14 protein-coding genes and 1 pseudogene are annotated in these 17,987 nt (G+C 70.3%); 7 read left to right on the forward strand and 8 right to left on the reverse strand.

The window, feature by feature from the left end; translation table 11 throughout:
- Positions 1–321: pseudogene (locus Air01nite_RS20685) on the reverse strand (hypothetical protein); the annotation flags it as partial.
- On the opposite strand from Air01nite_RS20685, the gene Air01nite_RS20690 reads away from it, so the two are divergent.
- Complete coding sequence (locus Air01nite_RS20690) at positions 322–1,812, forward strand: MFS transporter (RefSeq protein WP_203704370.1); 1,491 nt, start codon at positions 322–324, stop codon at positions 1,810–1,812.
- A gap of 63 nt (positions 1,813–1,875) precedes the next feature.
- On the opposite strand, the gene leuA is transcribed toward Air01nite_RS20690, so the two are convergent.
- Positions 1,876–3,612, reverse strand: coding sequence for a 2-isopropylmalate synthase (leuA, locus tag Air01nite_RS20695; protein ID WP_203704371.1), 1,737 nt, complete (start codon positions 3,610–3,612; stop codon positions 1,876–1,878).
- A gap of 234 nt (positions 3,613–3,846) precedes the next feature.
- A complete protein-coding gene (locus Air01nite_RS20700) occupies positions 3,847–4,632 on the reverse strand; it encodes a hypothetical protein (protein WP_203704372.1) in 786 nt (261 codons plus the stop codon).
- Positions 4,633–4,860: 228 nt separating this feature from the next.
- On the opposite strand from Air01nite_RS20700, the gene Air01nite_RS20705 reads away from it, so the two are divergent.
- The 3 genes from Air01nite_RS20705 (at position 4,861) to Air01nite_RS20715 (ending at position 9,105) form a co-directional block, all read left to right on the forward strand.
- Positions 4,861–6,141, forward strand: coding sequence for an aspartate kinase (locus tag Air01nite_RS20705; RefSeq protein ID WP_203704374.1), 1,281 nt, complete (start codon positions 4,861–4,863; stop codon positions 6,139–6,141).
- Positions 6,142–6,146: 5 nt separating this feature from the next.
- The gene (locus Air01nite_RS20710) at positions 6,147–7,208 is read left to right on the forward strand and encodes an aspartate-semialdehyde dehydrogenase (protein ID WP_203704375.1); all 1,062 of its coding nucleotides are present in this window, start codon (positions 6,147–6,149) and stop codon (positions 7,206–7,208) included.
- A gap of 361 nt (positions 7,209–7,569) precedes the next feature.
- Entirely contained in the window at positions 7,570–9,105 is a 1,536-nt protein-coding gene (locus tag Air01nite_RS20715; RefSeq protein WP_239090850.1) for a caspase, EACC1-associated type, read from the forward strand.
- Between the two features lie 156 nt (positions 9,106–9,261).
- On the opposite strand, the gene Air01nite_RS20720 is transcribed toward Air01nite_RS20715, so the two are convergent.
- From Air01nite_RS20720 to sp36, 4 genes are read right to left on the reverse strand one after another with little or no spacing between them, the layout of a single operon-like run.
- Entirely contained in the window at positions 9,262–12,903 is a 3,642-nt protein-coding gene (locus Air01nite_RS20720) for an adenylate/guanylate cyclase domain-containing protein (RefSeq protein WP_203704377.1), read from the reverse strand.
- A complete protein-coding gene (locus tag Air01nite_RS20725; RefSeq protein WP_203704379.1) occupies positions 12,900–13,691 on the reverse strand; it encodes an MBL fold metallo-hydrolase in 792 nt (263 codons plus the stop codon). Before Air01nite_RS20725 ends, Air01nite_RS20720 begins: the two co-directional genes overlap by 4 nt.
- A gap of 46 nt (positions 13,692–13,737) precedes the next feature.
- Positions 13,738–14,202 (reverse strand): RidA family protein, encoded by a 465-nt coding sequence (locus tag Air01nite_RS20730; RefSeq protein WP_203704380.1) that lies wholly within the window; start codon positions 14,200–14,202, stop codon positions 13,738–13,740.
- Positions 14,199–14,354: a Sp36 family protein gene (gene sp36 / locus Air01nite_RS20735; protein WP_203704381.1), complete on the reverse strand. Its 156-nt coding sequence runs from the start codon at positions 14,352–14,354 to the stop codon at positions 14,199–14,201. Before sp36 ends, Air01nite_RS20730 begins: the two co-directional genes overlap by 4 nt.
- 89 nt (positions 14,355–14,443) lie before the next feature.
- Here sp36 and Air01nite_RS20740 point away from each other — a divergent pair, with 89 nt between their 5' ends.
- The 3 genes from Air01nite_RS20740 to bagB are packed head-to-tail and all read left to right on the forward strand — an operon-like array spanning position 14,444 to position 17,484.
- A complete protein-coding gene (locus tag Air01nite_RS20740) occupies positions 14,444–15,331 on the forward strand; it encodes an Rv0361 family membrane protein (RefSeq protein WP_239090856.1) in 888 nt (295 codons plus the stop codon).
- 22 nt (positions 15,332–15,353) lie between these two features.
- Positions 15,354–16,328 carry an ATPase BagA gene (bagA, locus tag Air01nite_RS20745; RefSeq protein WP_203704383.1) on the forward strand — a complete coding sequence of 325 codons (975 nt, stop codon included), beginning with the start codon at positions 15,354–15,356 and terminating at the stop codon, positions 16,326–16,328.
- Between the two features lie 10 nt (positions 16,329–16,338).
- On the forward strand, positions 16,339–17,484 hold the full coding sequence (gene bagB / locus Air01nite_RS20750; protein ID WP_203704385.1) for an ArsA family ATPase: 1,146 nt from the start codon (positions 16,339–16,341) through the stop codon (positions 17,482–17,484).
- Here the strand turns inward: bagB and Air01nite_RS20755 are convergent.
- Positions 17,471–17,767 carry a WhiB family transcriptional regulator gene (locus Air01nite_RS20755; RefSeq protein ID WP_203704386.1) on the reverse strand — a complete coding sequence of 99 codons (297 nt, stop codon included), beginning with the start codon at positions 17,765–17,767 and terminating at the stop codon, positions 17,471–17,473. The genes bagB and Air01nite_RS20755 overlap by 14 nt on opposite strands.
- Between the last annotated feature and the right edge of the window lie 220 nt (positions 17,768–17,987).

The raw sequence follows: 17,987 nt of genomic DNA on the forward strand, positions 1-17,987 counted from the left end.
CCAGTGCGGGAAACGGTCGCGGGTGTACCCGCTCATCGAGGCGGCCCGCGCGACGGCCAACTGGTCGAGCAGGCGGGTCGATTCAGTCGCTGTCGGGGCTCCTGTGGTGCTTCGCGGTGTGCCCGACGGGCCGAGCGAACCGGGCTCAACCGGGACACACCCGGCCACTCCGACGAGGAGCAACGCGCTGGCAAGGACATTGACGATGATGCGGGGGGTACGCACCTCTTCAGCGTGCGCGACGCGCGCCAGCGAGGCCAGAACCACGCATCTCTCGGCGATTCGTTGGTAGTCCGGGACCGGGCGGGGCAGATTGGGCACATGACCACCCCCACGCCCCTGCGGCTGAAGTCGTCCGCCGGTCGTGGCGTGCTGTTCGCGACCATCCTCGCCTCCGGGATGGCCTTCCTCGACGGCACCATCGTCAACGTCGCGCTGCCGCACATCGGCGCCGACCTGAACTCGAGCGTTGCCGGTCTGCAGTGGACCGTCAACGGCTACCTGCTCACCCTGGCCGCGTTCGTGCTGCTCGGCGGGTCGCTCGGCGACCGCGTCGGCCGGCGCAAGATCTTCATTCTCGGCATCGTGTGGTTCACCGTGGCGTCGCTGCTGTGTGCCATCTCGCCCACGATCGGCATGCTGATCGGCGCCCGCTTCCTGCAGGGCGCCGGCGCCGCGTTGCTCACCCCGGGTTCGTTGGCGATCATCCAGGCCTCGTTCCAGGCCGACGAGCGCGGCAAGACGATCGGCCTGTGGTCCGGCTTCTCCGGCATCTCCACCGCCCTCGGCCCGTTCGTCGGCGGGTTCCTGATCGACGCGCTCTCCTGGCGCTGGGCGTTCCTGATCAACCTGCCGCTCGGCGTCGTCGCCGTCCTGGCGGCGCTGCGTTGGGTGCCGGAGAGCCGCGCGCCCAAGGAGGCGACCCGGTTCGACGTGTCCGGTGCCGCGCTCGCCGCGCTCGCCCTGGCCGGCATCACGTACGCGCTGATCGAGTCGCCGAACCGCGGCTGGGGCTCACCGCTGGTGATCGGCGCACTCGGCATCGGCGTCGCCAGTGCCGTCGGCTTCGTGCTGGTCGAGCGCCACAAGGGCGACGCCGCGATGACCCCGCCCGCGCTGTTCCGCAGCCGGGTCTTCTCGATCCTCAACATCTACACCGTCGTCGTGTACGCGGCCCTCAGCGGCCAGAGCTTCTTCGTCGCCGTGACCCTCCAGAACGTCGCGGGCTACGACGCCTTCCAGACCGGCCTGGCCACGTTGCCCGCGACCGTGCTGATGCTGTTGCTCTCCGCCCGCTCCGGTGACCTGGCCACCCGGATCGGCCCGCGCTGGCAACTCGCCGTCGGCCCGATCGTCGCCGCCGTCGGGGTGCTCCTGCTGCGCCGGATCGGCCCGCACGCCAACTACCTCACCGACGTGCTGCCCGGTGTGCTGCTCTTCGGCCTCGGCCTGGTCACCCTCGTGGCGCCGTTGACCACCGCGGTGCTCGGCGCCGTCGAGATGCGGCACTCCGGCATCGCCAGCGGGGTCAACAACGCCGCGGCCCGGGCCGGTGCGCTGGTCGCCATCGCCGCGTTGCCGCTGCTGGTCGGGCTGACCGGCGCGGCGTACGAGGTGCCGGCGCAACTGACCGCGTCGTTCCGGGAGGCGATGCTCTGGTGCGCCGGCCTGATGGTGGCCGGCTCGGGCCTGGCGGTCGTCTTCTGCGGCCGGCTGCCCAAGATCGCCTGGCACCGCGCGGTGACCACGATGACGACGGCCAGCCATTCGGTGCACCCGGTGCGCGAGACCACCTCCGAGCCGACGTCCTGAACAGGCCGGAGCCCGGCACCCCGTGTTCGGGTGCCGGGCTCCGGTCTTTTCCGGGATCGCCGGTTACTTACGGGCGCGGTTGACCGCGCTGGTGATGGCCCGCATCGAGGCGTTGACGATGTTGGGGTCGAGGCCGACGCCCCACACCGTGCTGCCGTCCACATCGCACTCGACGTAGGCAGCCGCCCGGGCGTCGCCGCCCGAGGACATGGCGTGCTCGGCGTAGTCGAGGAGGCGTACCCGAATGCCCATGGTCTGGATCGCGTTGACGTAGGCGTCGATCGGGCCGTTGCCGACCGCGGTCAACACCCGCCGCTCGCCGGCGTACTCGACCGTTGCCTCGATCTCGACCTTGTCGTCGACCGTCGCCGTCGCGTACCCGTTGAGCTGGATGTCGCTGCTTCGGGGTGTGAGGTACTCCGCCGCGAAGATGTCCCACATGCGGTCGGGCTCGACCTCGCCGCCCTCGCTGTCGGTGCGCGCCTGCACGACGCCGGAGAACTCGATCTGCAGCCGGCGCGGCAGGTCGAGGTTGTGCTCCTCCTTCATGATGTACGCCACGCCGCCCTTGCCGGACTGCGAGTTGACCCGGATGACCGCCTCGTAGGTGCGGCCCACGTCGCGCGGGTCGATCGGCAGGTACGGCACGCCCCAGGTGAAGTCGTCGATCGGCACGCCGGCGTCCTTGGCGTCCTTGGCCAGGGCGTCGAAGCCCTTCTTGATCGCGTCCTGGTGCGAGCCGGAGAAGGCGGTGTAGACCAGGTCACCGGCGTACGGGTGGCGCTCGTGCACGGGAAGCTGGTTGCAGTATTCGACGGTGCGCTTGATCTCGTCGATCCGGCCGAAGTCGATCTGCGGGTCGACGCCCTGCGAGAACAGGTTGAGGCCCAGCGTGACCAGGTCGACGTTGCCGGTGCGCTCACCGTTGCCGAACAGGCAACCCTCGACCCGGTCGGCGCCGGCCAACACGCCCAGCTCGGCGGCGGCGACGGCGGTGCCGCGGTCGTTGTGCGGGTGCAGGCTCAGCACGACGCTGTCCCGGCGAGGCAGGTTGCGGTGCATCCACTCGATCGAGTCTGCGTACACGTTGGGCGTTGCCATCTCGACGGTCGCCGGCAGGTTGATGATCAGCGGGCGGTCCGGCGTCGGGTCGATCACGTCGATGACCGCGGAGCAGACCTCGAGCGCGTACTCCAGCTCGGTGCCTGTGTAGGACTCCGGCGAGTACTCGTAGAAGATCTCGGTGTCCGGGGTGTGGATCTCCGCGTACTTCTGGCAGAGCCGCGCACCGCTCGTGGCGATGTCGGTGATGCCGTCCTTGTCGAGGCCGAACACCACTCGGCGCTGCAGCGTCGAGGTCGAGTTGTAGAAGTGGACGATCGCCCGCTTGGCGCCGCGGATCGACTCGAACGTGCGGTCGATCAGGTGCTCGCGGCACTGGGTCAGCACCTGGATCGTCACGTCGTCCGGGATCATGTCGTCTTCGATGAGCTGGCGGACGAAGTCGAAGTCGGTCTGGCTGGCCGACGGGAAGCCGACCTCGATCTCCTTGTAGCCCAGCTCCACCAGCAGGTGGAACATCCGGCGCTTGCGCTCCGGCGACATCGGGTCGATCAGGGCCTGGTTGCCGTCGCGGAGGTCGACGGCGCACCAACGGGGCGCGGTCTCGGTGCGACGGGTGGGCCAGGTGCGGTCGGAGAGGTCGACGCCGAACTGCTCGTGGTACGACGCGTACCGCTGGAACGGCATGCGGCTGGCACGTTGGCGGGCGATGGGATTTTCGGCCGATACGTCAGACATCGCGGAGAAGCTCCTGAAGAAAGGAAGTCATGGGCGCCGCCGGGCGGCTGGGTGATTTCAGGTGCGGTGCAGCGAGCGGACGGCGCGATTCAGCTCCGCGACGGGGTGCCGGCCTTAGAGGGCCCCGTCGCGGCAGCGAAGCAGGAGCTGCCGGTGCCACATGACAACGATCACCCTACGTGACCCCGCCGTGATTTTGCCAAGGACCTTCCGGACTCTGAGACGCACGTCTCGTCAAGTTGCCGGGTGCGCACTCCCGGTGACCGTCGGGGTGGGGGTCGGCGGGGCCGCCATGCCGAGGGGCTTGTCGTCGGTGACCGGGCCCGGCAACGCGACGCTGGTGGGCGCCGGGCCGGGCGGGCCGGCGAGCACCAGGTCGCCGTAGTCGAGGCGGGCCGCGGTCAGCGTGCCGTCCTGGTCGTAGCAGTAGATGCCGACGTCCAGAGCGGCGTTGACCGAGGCCGTCGTGGTCTCCACGGCGAAGCACTGGCCCTTGGCACCGGCGATCCGGGCGGTCGTCGACACGTCCAGCGGCGCGTCCGGGTCGGTCAACACCTGGCGGACCGTGACCAGGGCCCGCTGCACATCGGGGTCGATGGCGCCGGGCACGTCGGCGTCCGGGCCACCGATCTTGACGCAGTTCGGCGTGACCGCCTGGTCGGCCGAGGGCAGGGCGCACTGGAACAGGCCGATCTCGTTGCGCACGATCGAGATGTCGACGGTGCCGCCGAGGGCCAGGTCGGGCACGTCGACCCGCCAGCTCCCGTCCTTGGCGATCGTCACGGAGACGCTGCGCTCGTGGTTGCCGGCCTGGTACGTGTAGATCGCCGTCAGCGTGCGGTCCTGCGCGGCGGCGGCGAGGGCGGCGAGCTGGTCGCGGGCGTCGGCGGTCGTGGTGGGGGGCGCCGTGGTCGGGCCGGGGGTGTCCGGGGGCAGGTCGCCGCCACAGCCGGTGAGCAGGAGCACGGCGGCCAGCGCGCCGGCGAACCGCCGACGCGGGCTCACCCCGTACGCCCACACGGGTCTCATTGTGGCGGTGTTGGCATGTAGACCGGTCCATGCGTACCGGCGTGTCTTCGGTCGTGTCGAACTTCTGAATGTGAACGGTGCGTGACGGTCCGTCAGATGGTGGGATCGCGACTCCCCTCACACCCAGGCCGCCGGTACCCTGCAAAGGGAAAATCGCGCGCCGCCGGCGGCCAACCCGGCGGCGCTCGGCACGTTTGCTGTGAGAGGGAGCGACCCGCGGTGGCGCTTGTTGTGCAGAAATACGGCGGCTCGTCAGTCGCCGACGCCGAGCGAATCAAGCGGGTGGCCGAGCGGATCGTCGACGCGCGCAAGGCGGGCAACGACGTCGTGGTCGTCGTGTCGGCGATGGGCGACACCACCGATGAGCTGCTCGACCTGGCCCACCAGGTCAGCCCGCTGCCGGCCGGGCGCGAGCTCGACATGCTGCTGACCGCCGGCGAGCGCATCTCGATGGCGCTGCTCGCGATGGCGATCCAGAACCTCGGCTACGAGGCGCGGTCCTACACGGGCTCGCAGGCGGGCGTGTTGACCACCTCGGTGCACGGGCGGGCGCGGATCATCGATGTGACGCCGGGCCGGTTGCGCGGTGCGCTCGACGAGGGCGCGATCGCGATCGTGGCCGGCTTCCAGGGCGTGTCGCAGGACACCAAGGACATCACGACCCTCGGCCGTGGCGGGTCCGACACCACCGCGGTCGCGCTCGCGGCTGCGCTGTCGGCGGACGTGTGCGAGATTTACACCGATGTTGACGGCGTCTTCACGGCCGACCCGCGTATCGTGCCGAACGCACGCCACATCAAGCAGATCACCTACGAAGAGATGCTGGAGCTGGCCGCCTGCGGCGCCAAGGTGCTGATGCTGCGGTGCGTCGAATACGCGCGGCGCTTCAAGGTGCCGATCCATGTCCGCTCGTCGTACTCGCACAACACCGGCACAATCGTCACCGGATCGATGGAGGATCTTCCCGTGGAGCAGGCACTGATCACCGGAGTCGCTCACGACCGGAGCGAAGCCAAGATCACGATTGTCTCGGTCCCGGACGAGCCCGGCGCGGCCGCCAAGATCTTCGAGACCGTCGCGGGTGCCGAGATCGACATCGACATGATCGTGCAGAACGTCTCGACCGGCCAGCCCGGCGCACACCAGACCGGCCGCACCGACATCTCCTTCACGCTGCCGCGGGCCGACGGCCCGGTGGCGATGGCGGCCCTCAACCGGGTCCAGGCCGAGATCGGCTTCGAGACGCTGCTCTTCGACGACCACGTCGGCAAGGTCTCCCTCATCGGCGCCGGCATGCGCTCGCACCCGGGCGTCGCGGCCAAGTTCTTCGGCGCCCTCGCCGAGGCGGGCGTCAACATCGAGATGATCTCCACCTCGGAGATCCGCGTCTCGGTCGTCTGCCGCGACACCGACCTCGACGACGCGGTCCGCGCCGTCCACGATGCCTTCGATCTTGGTGGCTCCGAGGAGGCCGTGGTCTACGCGGGGACCGGGAGGTGAGCCCGGTGTCCGGTCTGCCTTCCCTCGCGGTTGTCGGCGCGACCGGAGCCGTCGGCACGGTCATGTGCGAGCTGCTGTCGGCGCGCAAGAACGTGTGGGGCGAGATCCGCCTGCTGGCCTCGCCGCGGTCGGCGGGCAAGAAGGTCTACTGCCGCGGCGAGGAGCTGACGGTCCAGCCCCTGTCGGAGGAGTCGCTGGCCGGCGTCGACGTCGCGATGTTCGACGTGCCCGACGAGGTGTCGGCGGAGTGGGCACCGCGCGCGGCGGCCCTGGGCGCGGTCGCGGTCGACAACTCGGCCGCGTTCCGGATGGACCGCGACGTGCCGCTGGTGGTCCCGGAGATCAACCCGGAGCAGGTCCGCAACCGCCCGAAGGGCATCATCGCCAACGCGAACTGCACGACACTGACGATGATCGTGGCGATCGCCCCGCTGCATCGCGAATACGGTTTGCGCGAGCTGGTGCTGGCGTCCTACCAGGCGGTGTCGGGCGCGGGCCAGGTCGGCGTCGACACGCTGCACGACCAGCTGAGCAAGATCGCCGGAGACCGGGTGCTGGGTTCACGCTCGGGCAACGTCCGCCAGGCGGTGGGCGACGACCTGGGTCCTTTCCCGGCGCCGTTGGCTTTGAATGTCGTGCCATGGGCGGGTTCGCTGAAGGACGCGGGTTGGTCGTCGGAGGAGCTGAAGCTCCGCAACGAGTCCCGCAAGATCCTGGGCTTGCCCGATCTGAAGGTCTCGGCGACGTGCGTCCGGGTCCCGGTGGTGACGGGCCACTCGGTAGCGATCCACGCGGTCTTCGGCGCCGAGGTGACCTCGGAGGGCGCCCGTGAGGCGCTGCGCAACGCACCGAGCGTGATCCTGGTCGACGACCCGGCGGCGGGCGAGTTCCCGATGCCGATCGACGCGGTGGGCACCGATCCGTCGTGGGTGGGGCGCATTCGACGGGCGATGGACGACCCGCGGGCGTTGGACCTGTTCGTCACTGGTGACAACTTGCGTAAGGGTGCGGCTTTGAACACGGCCCAGATCGCGGAACTCGTCGCTGCGGAGCTAACGGCGAAGTAGTCGTGGCCTCGGCCGGAGATCCGGAGTAAGGCAAACTAGATCTCGATCTTGCCAGCGCCTGCCTCGATGAGACTGTCAGCGGGCTATTGCCGCCTAGTCAGTTGTCTCGAACGAGTGACTTCCGCGCAAGTTGACCAAGGAAGCGCTGGCTCTCTTGAGTTTGACCGAGCTTCTTCCGGTGGCGTCATGCATGCGATCGAGCAACTTGTACTCGATGGGTTTTGTGGAGACGCCGCGACTGCTAGCGTTCGTGGGTGCCGATTGGCCTGTTCTCGTCTGGACAAACTTCGTATGAATACCGACGCCAGAACAAGATCGCCATTGGGCGGTTTAGCTGGCGGGCCGTACCGTCGTGAGCGCGATGCCGCAGCGCCGACGAGCGCTGCTACTTGGCTGCGGGACGTATGGCGACCCCGCCCTCGCGCCGTTGAGATCTCCGCGCCGTGATGTTGATGAACTTGCGCGCGTGTTACGTCAGCCTGGATCTGAATATGAGGTTTCTGTCGAGGTCGACCGTACAAGCCGTTCGGTGCAGCGGTCAATCGAGGAATTCCTATCTCAAGCGCGAGTCTCGGATAGCGTGAACCTCATCTACCTTTCGTGTCATGGTGTGCAGGACGCTGCGGGTAAGCTCTATTTCGCCTTCTCCGACACCGAGAAGTCATATCTGCGGTCTACGGCAGTATCTGCGGACTGGGTTCGTGACCGCATCAACGAGAGTCGGTCTAGGGCAACGGTGGTTCTTGTCGACTGTTGCTTCAGCGGCGTGTTCATCAGGGGCATGCGGGCGCGCTCCGTTGCTGGACCTAATTTAGGCGCACTGGTCCAGGACCTGCCTCAAGGTAGCGGAGTGGCTATATTGACGGCGTCCGGCGAGATGGAGGTGAGCTTTGAAGAGGAAGATCCGTCCGCAGTCAGCTGTTCCTACTTCACCGCTGCCGTGATCGCTGGAATCTCGACCGGTGACGCCGACATGAATCGGGACGGACGAATCACTGTCGACGAACTCTACGAATTCGTTTACGGATACGTCGTGAATGGACCGTCTCCGCAGCGACCGCGCAAGCTCGGCATGGGCGAGGGCTCTCTTGTGATCGCGAATGTTGCGCACTCGATTGAGGGGTCGTCGTTCAGCTCGGCCCAACGCAGCGGCGGGCGCGCCGGCGACGATTCACAGAGCCCGTTCATCGCGAAGCAACGAAACGGCGTCCAGCCAGAGCAACCCCGGCCGCACGAGCCTTCCGCAACCATGTCGAGCCCTCGCGTTAGCGGCGCGGAGACTCCGACGTCTTTCCACGGAATCGTGGTCTCGTCGGGCTATTCTGCTCCCGCGCGGCACTACCCGCAGGTGGTTCCACCCGTAGTCGGAGGACCACGGCCCGCATTGGGGATACCCCAGCCCGCTGCTCCTGGATGGCGACCCCCGAACTCTCCCCACCAATTCGTGTCCGATCCGAAGTCGGCGGGGCCTCGGCGCGGTATGTGGGGACGAGGTCCCGCAATTGTTGGAAATGTCACTCTTTGGGTGTTGGCCGTTTTTGTGGGTGCCATTATCAGCGCTGGTTCGACTGAGACAGTGGCTGAATTGATCGGTTACTCCAAGTCCACCAATCCGGTGTGGGCCGCCCTTTTTGCCTTGGGTTTTCTCGGCGCTTTGCTGTATCTCCTGGTTTGGTTGGTCAGTAGAAGGCCGATGCAAGGGGTATATTGCCTTGCAATCTCCTTGGCATTTCCCCTACTCATTCAAGCGATCGTTCTCGCGGCCGATGGCTTCGCCTGGTTTGGACTCCCCAGTATTCTTGTCTGGTTAGCGGTTCTGTGTGGATCGGTTGCGCTGTTCGTGAGAGATGTTCGCTCGTCGCGGATCCAACCCCACCATGACCAGCCGACCTTTTGATGTAAAGGATCCCGTGGTAACTGGATTTCGTCCGAGTTTCGATCGGCTACGCGGCCACCAGGTTTGATGGGCCGTCCGGTCCATTTCGCGATTTGATGAAACCGGGACAACGACGTCCGCTGCTTTGGCAGCGGACCGAAATCAAACCCGCTCGTCCTAGGCGACAGAGCGGCGTGGGGCGGTTGGGTGCAGGGACGCCTGTAGGGCGTTCGCGCGGGGGCGTTCGCTGGTTTGTTCCGTTGAGAACGACAGGTCGACCGCCCGCTCGGCCGCGGCCATTGCCTCCGTGTGGCGGCCTGCCGTGTCCAGTGTGCGGGCCAGGACCTCCGCGCCGATCACTCGGCTGCGGACGTCTTCCGCCGGGACCGTTGCGGCTCGTTGGGCCCAGTCAAGCGCCTGCTCGCAGCGGCCTGCGGCCAGCAGCGCCGATGCGTAGGTCGCTAGCGCCTGCTGGCGCGAGAACAGCAGCGATGGCGCTCCGCTGGCTGACGCGATCGGGGCCAGCAGGCCGATCGCGGTGGTGGTGTCGCCGGCTCGGGTGCGGGCCGCGGAGAGCAGCACCCGCGGGCCGACCTGGGCCGGTGCCAGCGGGTTGTGCGGCTCCACCGCTGTCATCACCGCTCGGGCGTCCGCTTCCGCTGCGTCGTTGTCGCCTCGGTCCAGGGCCACGAAACCTCGCAGCGTGCCCGCCATGCCCATCAGCAACGGGTGGCCGATGCGGTGCGCGTAGGTGACCGCGTCCGTCAGCAGGTCCGTCGCGTGTTGGGGCTCGCCCAGGCCGCGGGCGACGACTCCACGGACCACCAGGGCGAAGCCCCGGCCCCAGTCGTCGGACGCCGCGGCGAAGTCGCGGTAGGCCCGCCGGGCCTCGCGGTCGGCCTCGGCCAGGTCGCCCAGCTCCGCCGCCGCGAAGGCCTCGACCGCGCGGAGCGTGCCCACCGCCCAGGCTTCGCCCACGCGTTCGCCGAACGGTAGGAAGATGCGCGCCAGGCGGCGGGCCTCCGAGAGTCGACCGGCCAGCAGGCGGGCATAGGCCGTCGTGCCGCGTAGCCACGCTCGGCCCACCGGGTCGCCGAGCTGGGCGAACAGGCGTGCCGCTCGGGCCAGGACCGCGTCCGCGCCCGAGAAGTCGCCGCGGGTGGTCGTCACCCACGCCAGGTTTTGCAGGGACCACGCCTGGCCGCGTTCGTCGCCCGCGGCGACGTTGACCTGGTAGGCCGCCGCGAAGCGGCTGCTGGCCTGGGCCAGCTTGCCCTGCAGGAAATCGGCCATGCCCAGGCGGCGCATCGCCTCCGCGCGCGGGCCCGGCAGGTTGGCGTCCGTCGCTACCTGTAGCGCGTCGCGCCACATGACTTGAGCTCTGGCGAAGTCGCCCAGCGAGCGGTGGGCGCGGCCCGCCAGCAACAGGGCGCCGGCTCGGGCGCTGGGTTCGGCCGAATTCGCGGCGATCTTTTCCGCGTACGCGAGGGCGTCGGCGACCCGGCCCGTCTGCTGCAGCGCGCGGGCGTGCACCAGGCGGTCGGCCGTCGGGAGCGCGTCGCCGGCCATGGCCGCTTCGCGTTCCGCGTATTCGACCGCCGTCGTGGGCTCGCCGGCCGCGGCCGCACGGCGGGCCGAACGGCTCAGGGCCGCTATGCCAAGCGGCACGACGTTGCGGGCGGCCGCGTCTGGGCGCAGGCCGACGACGTCGGCGAGGGCGACGGCCCGCTCCGAATGGTGGGCGATGAACTCGTCGCGGTCGCCGTCGGACCAGCTGCCCGGGTCGGCCGCGGCGCTGTCGACCGACACCGCTCGCCGGCCGACGACCACCTCGCCCGTGTTGGTCGGCGCCGCCCACTGGGCCAGGAACGCGTGCCGCTCGGCCAGGTCGGCCTTGCCGATGCCCGAATAGGCCGCCTCGTGCATCAGCGGCGTGCTGAACGCGTAGCCCGCCCGGGTGCGCTGCAGCATGCGCCGCTGCAGCAGCTCGTCGACCGCACGCTCCAACTCGACCGCGACCACCGCGGCCGGTCGGCCCGCGCGGCCGGCGTAGTGCTCGCGCAGCGCTTCCAGCGTGCCGCGCGGCACCTGGTCGCCGATGACCGCCGCGTCGCGAAGCACCGCGCGGGCGTCGCCCGGCAGGGCGTCGATGCGGGCGGCCAGCACCGCCGCCAGGTCGCGCGAGAGCAACCGGCTGGTCAGCGAGCCGGGTGCCAGGCGCCAACGCTTCTCGCCGGGCTCTCCGTCGACGCTGACCTTGGTCAGCGCGCCGCGCTCGATCAGCAGCGTGATCAGCTCGGCGAGGTAGAACGGGTTGCCCTGCGCCGTTGCCAGCAGGCCGTCGGTGTCGGGTTGCGGCAACTTGCCGCCGCTCAGGTAGGAGGAGAGCAGGCGGGACGCGTCGGCGCCGCGCAGCGGTGGCAGGTTGACCACCTCGGCGTCGGCCAGGCGGGTCAGCGCGCCGGCGGTGCGCACAAGCTCGGGGCGGCCGAGCAGGAGCACGAGGACGGGCCCGGCGAGGCGGGACAGCATCACGCCGAGCGCCTCGACGGTCTCCGGCGTGGCGTCGTGGAGGTCGTCGACGACCATCAGCAGCGGCGTCTCGGCGGCCAGGCCGCTCAGCAGCGCGGCGACCGCGCCGGGCACGGCGGCGGCGTCGGCGCCCGGAATGTCGCCGGACCATTCACCGGGGACGGGCTGCACCGCGGTCGGCAGCTCGCCGTAGCCCATCAGGGCCAGCAGCAGGTCGGACGCGACCGGCGGCGCGTCGGGGAGCCGGGCGAGGCGGGTCGTCAACCGGCGCAGGCGCTCCTCGACCACCGCGCGGCTGGGTGGGGTGCCGTTGTCGGCGGGTGCGCCGATCGCGGCCCGGACCAGGTCGGCGAGGGGCGCGAGCCGGCGGCGCTCACCGAACGCGGCACAGCGCACGGAGAGCACCCGGGCCCCGGTGCGGGTGGCGAACCGGCCGGCGCCGACGTCGTAGCCGGCGGCCAGCCGCTCGGCCTCGCCGGCGAACCGGGTCTTGCCGATGCCGGCCTCGGCGGTCATCAGCATGACCGTCGGCTGGCCCTGGTCGATGACCTCGGCCAGCCGGCCGGCGATCCGGCCGAGCTCGGCCTCGCGACCGACGAACGGCGCCTCGTCGCCGAGGCCCGACCGCGTGCCCGGGGCGTCGTGCAGGCCCAGCAGCTCGTAGGCCTCCACCGGGTCGCGCTTGCCCTTGAGCCGCAGCGGGCGGAGCTGCCGCCAGGACGCGACGCGGCGCGTGGCGGAGAACGTGCTGGCACCGGCGTAGACCGCGCCGACCGCGGCGGCGTCGGCCAGCCGGGCGGCGGTGTTGACCGTGTCGCCGATGACCGTGTATTCGATCGCGGCCTGGATGCCGGCGACCACGTCGCCGGTGTTGAGCCCGACCCGCAGGCCCAGCGGCGCACCGCCGCCGCGCTCGTCGTCGAGCACCCGGCGGACCGCCCGCTGCATGGACAGCGCGGCCCGGACGGCGCGCTCGGCGTCGTCCTCGTGCGCGACCGGTGCACCGAAGACGGCCATGATGCCGTCGCCGGTGAGCTTGTCGACGTGGCCGCCGAAGGTCTTCACCGCGCCCGCGAGCGCGGCCAGCACACGGTCGGTGACCGCGCCGACCCGCTCGGGGTCGACATTTTCCGACCACGAGGTGAAATCAGACAGATCGCCGAAGAGGACGGTAACCACCCGGCGCTCGGCTGCCGGGAGGCTCGCGGCCGCTGGCAGGGCCGCGCCGCAGTTGTGGCAGAAACGGGCGCCGGGTATGGCGACCGTGCCGCACACGGGACACGTCACGGTCCATCCAACCGTTGTGACCCCCGTCGCGATTCCCCGGATGGCACACCGAGATATGCGAGTTGGGCGCGGACCGACCACTCGGCCGCCGGCCAGAGGCTCCGGTCGACGTCGGCGTAGACGGCGGCAACGACTTCTTCGGCCGTTTTGGCGCCATTTGCGACAGCCTGCCGAACCTGCTCGAGCCGCGCCTGGCGGTGGGTCAGGTAGAACCGGGCCGCGACCGCGCAGTCGGCCAGCGCCGGGCCGTGGCCGGGCAGCACGAGGTGGCCTGGGTAGGCCGTGAGCAGCTCCAGGCTGGCGAGGTAGTCGCCGAGATCGCCGTCGGGATGCGCCACGACGGTCGTGCCCCGGCCGAGGATGGTGTCGCCGGTGAGGACCGCCCGCTCGCCGGCCGCCGAGACCACGAAACACACCGAGTCGGCGGTGTGGCCCGGCGTGGGGAGCGTGTCGACCAGGACGCCGGCCAGCTCGCGCTCGCCGAGGTCGCGGGCAACGGTCGCACCGGTCAGCTCGGCGAACCGGTCGAGGCCCTCGACGTGGTCGTGGTGGCCGTGGGTGGCGAGCACGGTGCCGATGGGGCCGTGCTCGGCGATGGCCCGCAGGTGCCCCTCGTCGAGGGGCCCCGGGTCGACGACCACGGCCGGCGCACCGGGTGTGGCGCGCAGGACCCAGGTGTTGGTGCCGTCGAGGGTCATCGGGCCCGGGTTGGGCGCCCGGACCAGCGTGGCCCACTCCGGCAGGCGTTCCGCCAGGGCCGCCGCCGGAGTGGTCACGTGGGCCGTCATGGGTGCGATCGTACGACCGAGGTGCGACAGAACATTCACACCGCCGTTACGCGGTGGCGACCTCGACGATCGCCTCGACCTCGACCGGGGCGTTCAGCGGCAGCTCGGCGACGCCGACGGCGCTGCGGGCGTGCCGGCCGGCCTCGCCGAACACCTCGCCGAACAGCTCCGACGCGCCGTTGACGACGGTGGGCTGGCCGGTGAAGCCGGGCGCCGACGCGACGAAGCCGACCACCTTGACGACCTTGACGACGTACTCGAGGCCGACCAGGGCGTCGATCGCGGCCAGCACGTTGAGGCCGCACTGGCGGGCCAGGTCGCGGGCCTCCTCGGCGGTGACGTCGGCACCGACCTTGCCCTTGGCGAGCAGTTCGCCGCCGGCGATCGGGAGCTGGCCGGAGACGTAGACGTAGACGCCCGACTGCACGGCCGGCACGTACGCGGCGACCGGCGGGACCACCTCGGGCAGGGTGAGGCCGAGCTCGGCCAGGCGCTCGTGCGGAGTCGTCACGACTTCGGCCGCTTCATGTAGGCGACCAGCTGTTCCGGGTTCGGGCCCGGGATCACGGAGACCAGCTCCCAGCCGTCTTCGCCCCAGTTGTCCAGAATCTGCTTGGTCGCGTGGACCAACAGCGGCACGGTCGCGTACTCCCATTTCTGCATGCGGCTGAGGTTACCGGTGCCGATCCGCGCGGCCCGAGGTCGGCTACCCTGCTCGGCGACGGCTCGAACGGACAAAGCCTGGGGAGACGATGACCGTGCCGCCCGACCGCGAGGAGAGCCGTCCGGCCGACGCCTCCGAGCCTGGCGACGAGGGCTCCGACAAGCCGCCTGTGCCGCCGCTGCCCCCGCCGCGGGATCTGCCCGCGCCGCCCCCACCGGAGGCCGCCGAGGAGGCGCCCGCGGTCGAGCCCGACCGGACCCAGGAGATAACAAGCGCCGCACCGGCACCACGGCCCATCAGCGCACCCCCGGCACCCCCGACACCAGCGGCGCCGCCCCTGTGGACGCCGCCAGCGTGGAGCCCCGGAGCGCCGCCGCCAAGTGCCCCGCCGGTGCCGCCGGACACGCAGAGCTGGGCGACAACTGCCCCGTCGCCCCAGGACGCCGCACCGCCGTGGGCCCCGGTGCCCCCGATGCCCGGCCCCGGCCAGCAGGATTCCGTCGTGCCGTGGCCCGCCCCGCCGCGCGTACCCCCAAAAAAGAGACGCGGACCGCTCGTTCTCGCGATCGTCCTCGCCGCGGTCCTGCTCTGTGGCGGTGGTGGCCTGGCCGCCTTCCTGATCGTGCGGGACGTGGAGACGGGCGAGGGCGCCGCCGATCCGGTGGCCGCCGTCGAGAGCTTCCTGAAGGCGATCTACGTCGACCAGAACGCCGCCGCGGCCACCGGCCTGGTCTGCACCGCGTCCCGCGACCAGCGCGCCATCCAGGACAAGGTCGAGGAGGTGCAGCGGTACGCGCGCACCTACCCGAACCCGCGGTACCGCTGGGACCCGCCCAAGGTCGAGCAGCAGGACGCCGATAAGGCCGTCGTCTCGACGAAGGTGACCGTGTTGACCGCCGACGACCGCAGCGCCGAGCAGCAGCTCCGCTTCACGCTCGTGCACCAGACCGGCTGGTGGGTCTGTGACGTGGGCTGACGCCTGCCCCTAGTCTGGGAGCGTGACGACTGCGACGGGCCGACGTGCCGATCTCTGGCCGGCGCGGCTCCATGTCGTGACCGGCAAGGGCGGCACCGGCAAGACGACCGTGGCCGCCGCGCTCGCCCTGGCGCTGGCCGCCGGCGGACGCCGCACGCTGCTGGTCGAGGTCGAGGGACGCCAGGGCGTCGCCCAGCTCTTCGGCACGCCGCCGCTGCCCTACGAGGAGCGGCGGATCACGGCCGCGGCCGGCGGCGGCGAGGTGCGCGTGCTGGCCATCGACGCCGAGGAAGCGCTGCTCGAATACCTCGAGATGTTCTACCGGCTCGGCGCCGCCGGTCGGGCCCTGCGCCGGCTGGGCGCGATCGACTTCGCCACCACCATCGCCCCGGGCCTGCGCGACGTGCTGCTCACCGGCAAGGTCAAGGAGGCGACGACCAGGACCTCCAACGGCCATCGGGTGTACGACGCCGTCGTGCTCGACGCACCACCGACCGGCCGCATCGGGCGGTTCCTCAACGTCACCGCCGAGACCGCCAAGCTGGCCAAGGTCGGGCCGATCAAGACCCAGAGTGACGGCGTCCAGGCCCTGCTCCGCTCGCCGATGACCGCTGTGCACGTGGTCACGCTGCTCGAGGAGATGCCGGTCCAGGAGACGGTCGACGCGATCGAGGAGCTGGCCCGGCTGCGCATCCCGGTCGGGCACGTGATCGTCAACGAGGCACAGGAGCCGCTGACCTCGGTCGGCAAGGTCACACAGGCCGAGTTGCGGCGCGGGCTGGCCGCCGCGGGCCTGCCCACCGACAAGGCGACGGTCACCGGCCTGTACGCCGAGGTCCGCGATCACCGGACCCGCCAGGAGCTGGAGGATTCCCTCCGCGGCGACCTCGCCGAGCTCGGCCGGCCGGTGCTGGAGCTGCCTCTGTTGAGCGGTGGAGTCGACCGGACCGGCCTCGACCTTCTCGCCGCCGCTCTGTTGGCTGCTCCGACCCCATAAACTCGGCCATGTGTCTTCGGATCAGCACCCGCCGCGGCTGGACGTCGACCGGATCCTGAGTGATCCGGGCGTCCGGATCGTGGTCTGTTGCGGGTCGGGTGGGGTTGGCAAGACCACGACGGCCGCGGCGCTCGCGCTGCGGGCCGCCGAGCAGCACGGCCGGCGCACCGTCGTGCTCACCATCGACCCCGCCCGCCGCCTCGCCCAGTCGCTCGGCCTGACCGAGCTCGACAACACCCCCCGCCCCGTCAAGGGCGTCGGCGAGGGCAGCGACGGCTCGCTGCACGCGATGATGCTCGATATGAAACGGACCTTCGACGAGGTCGTGCTGGCGCACACCGACCCGGCGAAGGCCGCGGAGATCTTCGCGAACCCCTTCTACCAGGCGATGAGCTCGACCTTCTCCGGCACGCAGGAATACATGGCGATGGAGAAGCTCGGCCACCTGCACGCGCAGGGCGAGTGGGACCTGATCGTGGTCGACACGCCGCCGTCCCGCTCGGCGCTGGACTTCCTCGACGCGCCCGCCCGGTTGGGCCGGTTTCTGGACGGCAAGATGCTGCGGCTGCTGCTGGCACCCGCGCGGGCCGGCGGGCGCAGCGTGTTCGGCCTGGTCACCGCGTCGTTCGGGGTCTTCTCCCGGGTCGTACAAAAAGTGCTCGGCGCGCAGCTCTTGACTGATTTGTCAGGTTTTGTCGCCGCGCTCGATTCCATGTTCGGCGGCTTCCGGCAGCGGGCCGAGCAGACCTTCCAGATCCTCCAGGCCGACGAGACCGCGTTCCTGGTGGTGGCGACCCCGGAGCCGGACGCGATCCGCGAGGCGTCCTATTTCGCCCGGCGGCTCGGCGAGGAGCGCATGCCGCTGGCCGGGCTCGTGGTCAACCGGGTCCACACGGTCAAGGTGCCGGGGTTGACCGCCGATGCCAGCCTCTCCGGCGCGGCCGGGCTCGACGAGGCGGGCGAGCAGGTGCCCACCGCCGACGCGTTGCGCATTCACGCGGCGCTGGCGGCCCTCGCCGACCGGGAGCGGGCCGTGACGGCCGGCTTTGCCGCGGAGTTCCCCCACGTGCCGACGGTGGCCGTAGCGGCGCAGCCCGCCGATGTGCACGACATCGACGGGCTGCGGATGATCGGCTCGGCCATCAGCCGGCCATGACCGGCGACTTGTCCTTGTTTCGCAGTGCGGCCTCGAACATCTTGCGCCAGCTCGCCACCTGCGGATGGCGGCGCAGCAGGGCGCGCCGCTCGCGCTCGGTCATGCCACCCCAGACGCCGAACTCGATGCGGTTGTCCAGCGCGTCGGCCAGGCACTCGTATCGCACAGGGCAGCTTCGGCAGATCCGCTTCGCGACGTTCTGCTCGGCGCCCTGTACGAAAAGCGCGTCCGGGTCTCCGTTCTGGCATGCCGCCAATGTCGGCCAGTCTGTGATCATGCCCATCAGTCCACGTCCCCCCTTGCAGTCCGCTGCCGAACCCCCCACATCAGTCGGACTCCCGACCTCGAATCGGCAGGTGTTGCCCCCGGTCACCCACCGATCCGTGTCCCCCGGGAGACGGCGGGTGGCGCGCGATACTCGCCGGACCATCATGCTCCGTAGTCGTCTGATTACGCAACGTTGTCAGATAAATACATCACAACTGGGACACTCTTCGCCTACC

The sequence above is a fragment of the Asanoa iriomotensis genome (assembly GCF_016862515.1).
In the GTDB taxonomy this organism is placed as follows: Bacteria; Actinomycetota; Actinomycetes; order Mycobacteriales; family Micromonosporaceae; genus Asanoa; species Asanoa iriomotensis.

Excerpts from the sequence above, each read along its gene's own strand:
- sp36 (WP_203704381.1), bottom strand. The coding sequence starts at position 14,354 with ATGCAGAAATGGGAGTACGCGACCGTGCCGCTGTTGGTCCACGCGACC.
- Air01nite_RS20690 (WP_203704370.1), top strand. The coding sequence starts at position 322 with ATGACCACCCCCACGCCCCTGCGGCTGAAGTCGTCCGCCGGTCGTGGC.
- Air01nite_RS20725 (WP_203704379.1), bottom strand. The coding sequence starts at position 13,691 with ATGACGGCCCACGTGACCACTCCGGCGGCGGCCCTGGCGGAACGCCTG.
- leuA (WP_203704371.1), bottom strand. The coding sequence starts at position 3,612 with ATGTCTGACGTATCGGCCGAAAATCCCATCGCCCGCCAACGTGCCAGC.
- Air01nite_RS20755 (WP_203704386.1), bottom strand. The coding sequence starts at position 17,767 with ATGGGCATGATCACAGACTGGCCGACATTGGCGGCATGCCAGAACGGA.
- Air01nite_RS20740 (WP_239090856.1), top strand. The coding sequence starts at position 14,444 with ATGACCGTGCCGCCCGACCGCGAGGAGAGCCGTCCGGCCGACGCCTCC.
- Air01nite_RS20715 (WP_239090850.1), top strand. The coding sequence starts at position 7,570 with ATGCCGCAGCGCCGACGAGCGCTGCTACTTGGCTGCGGGACGTATGGC.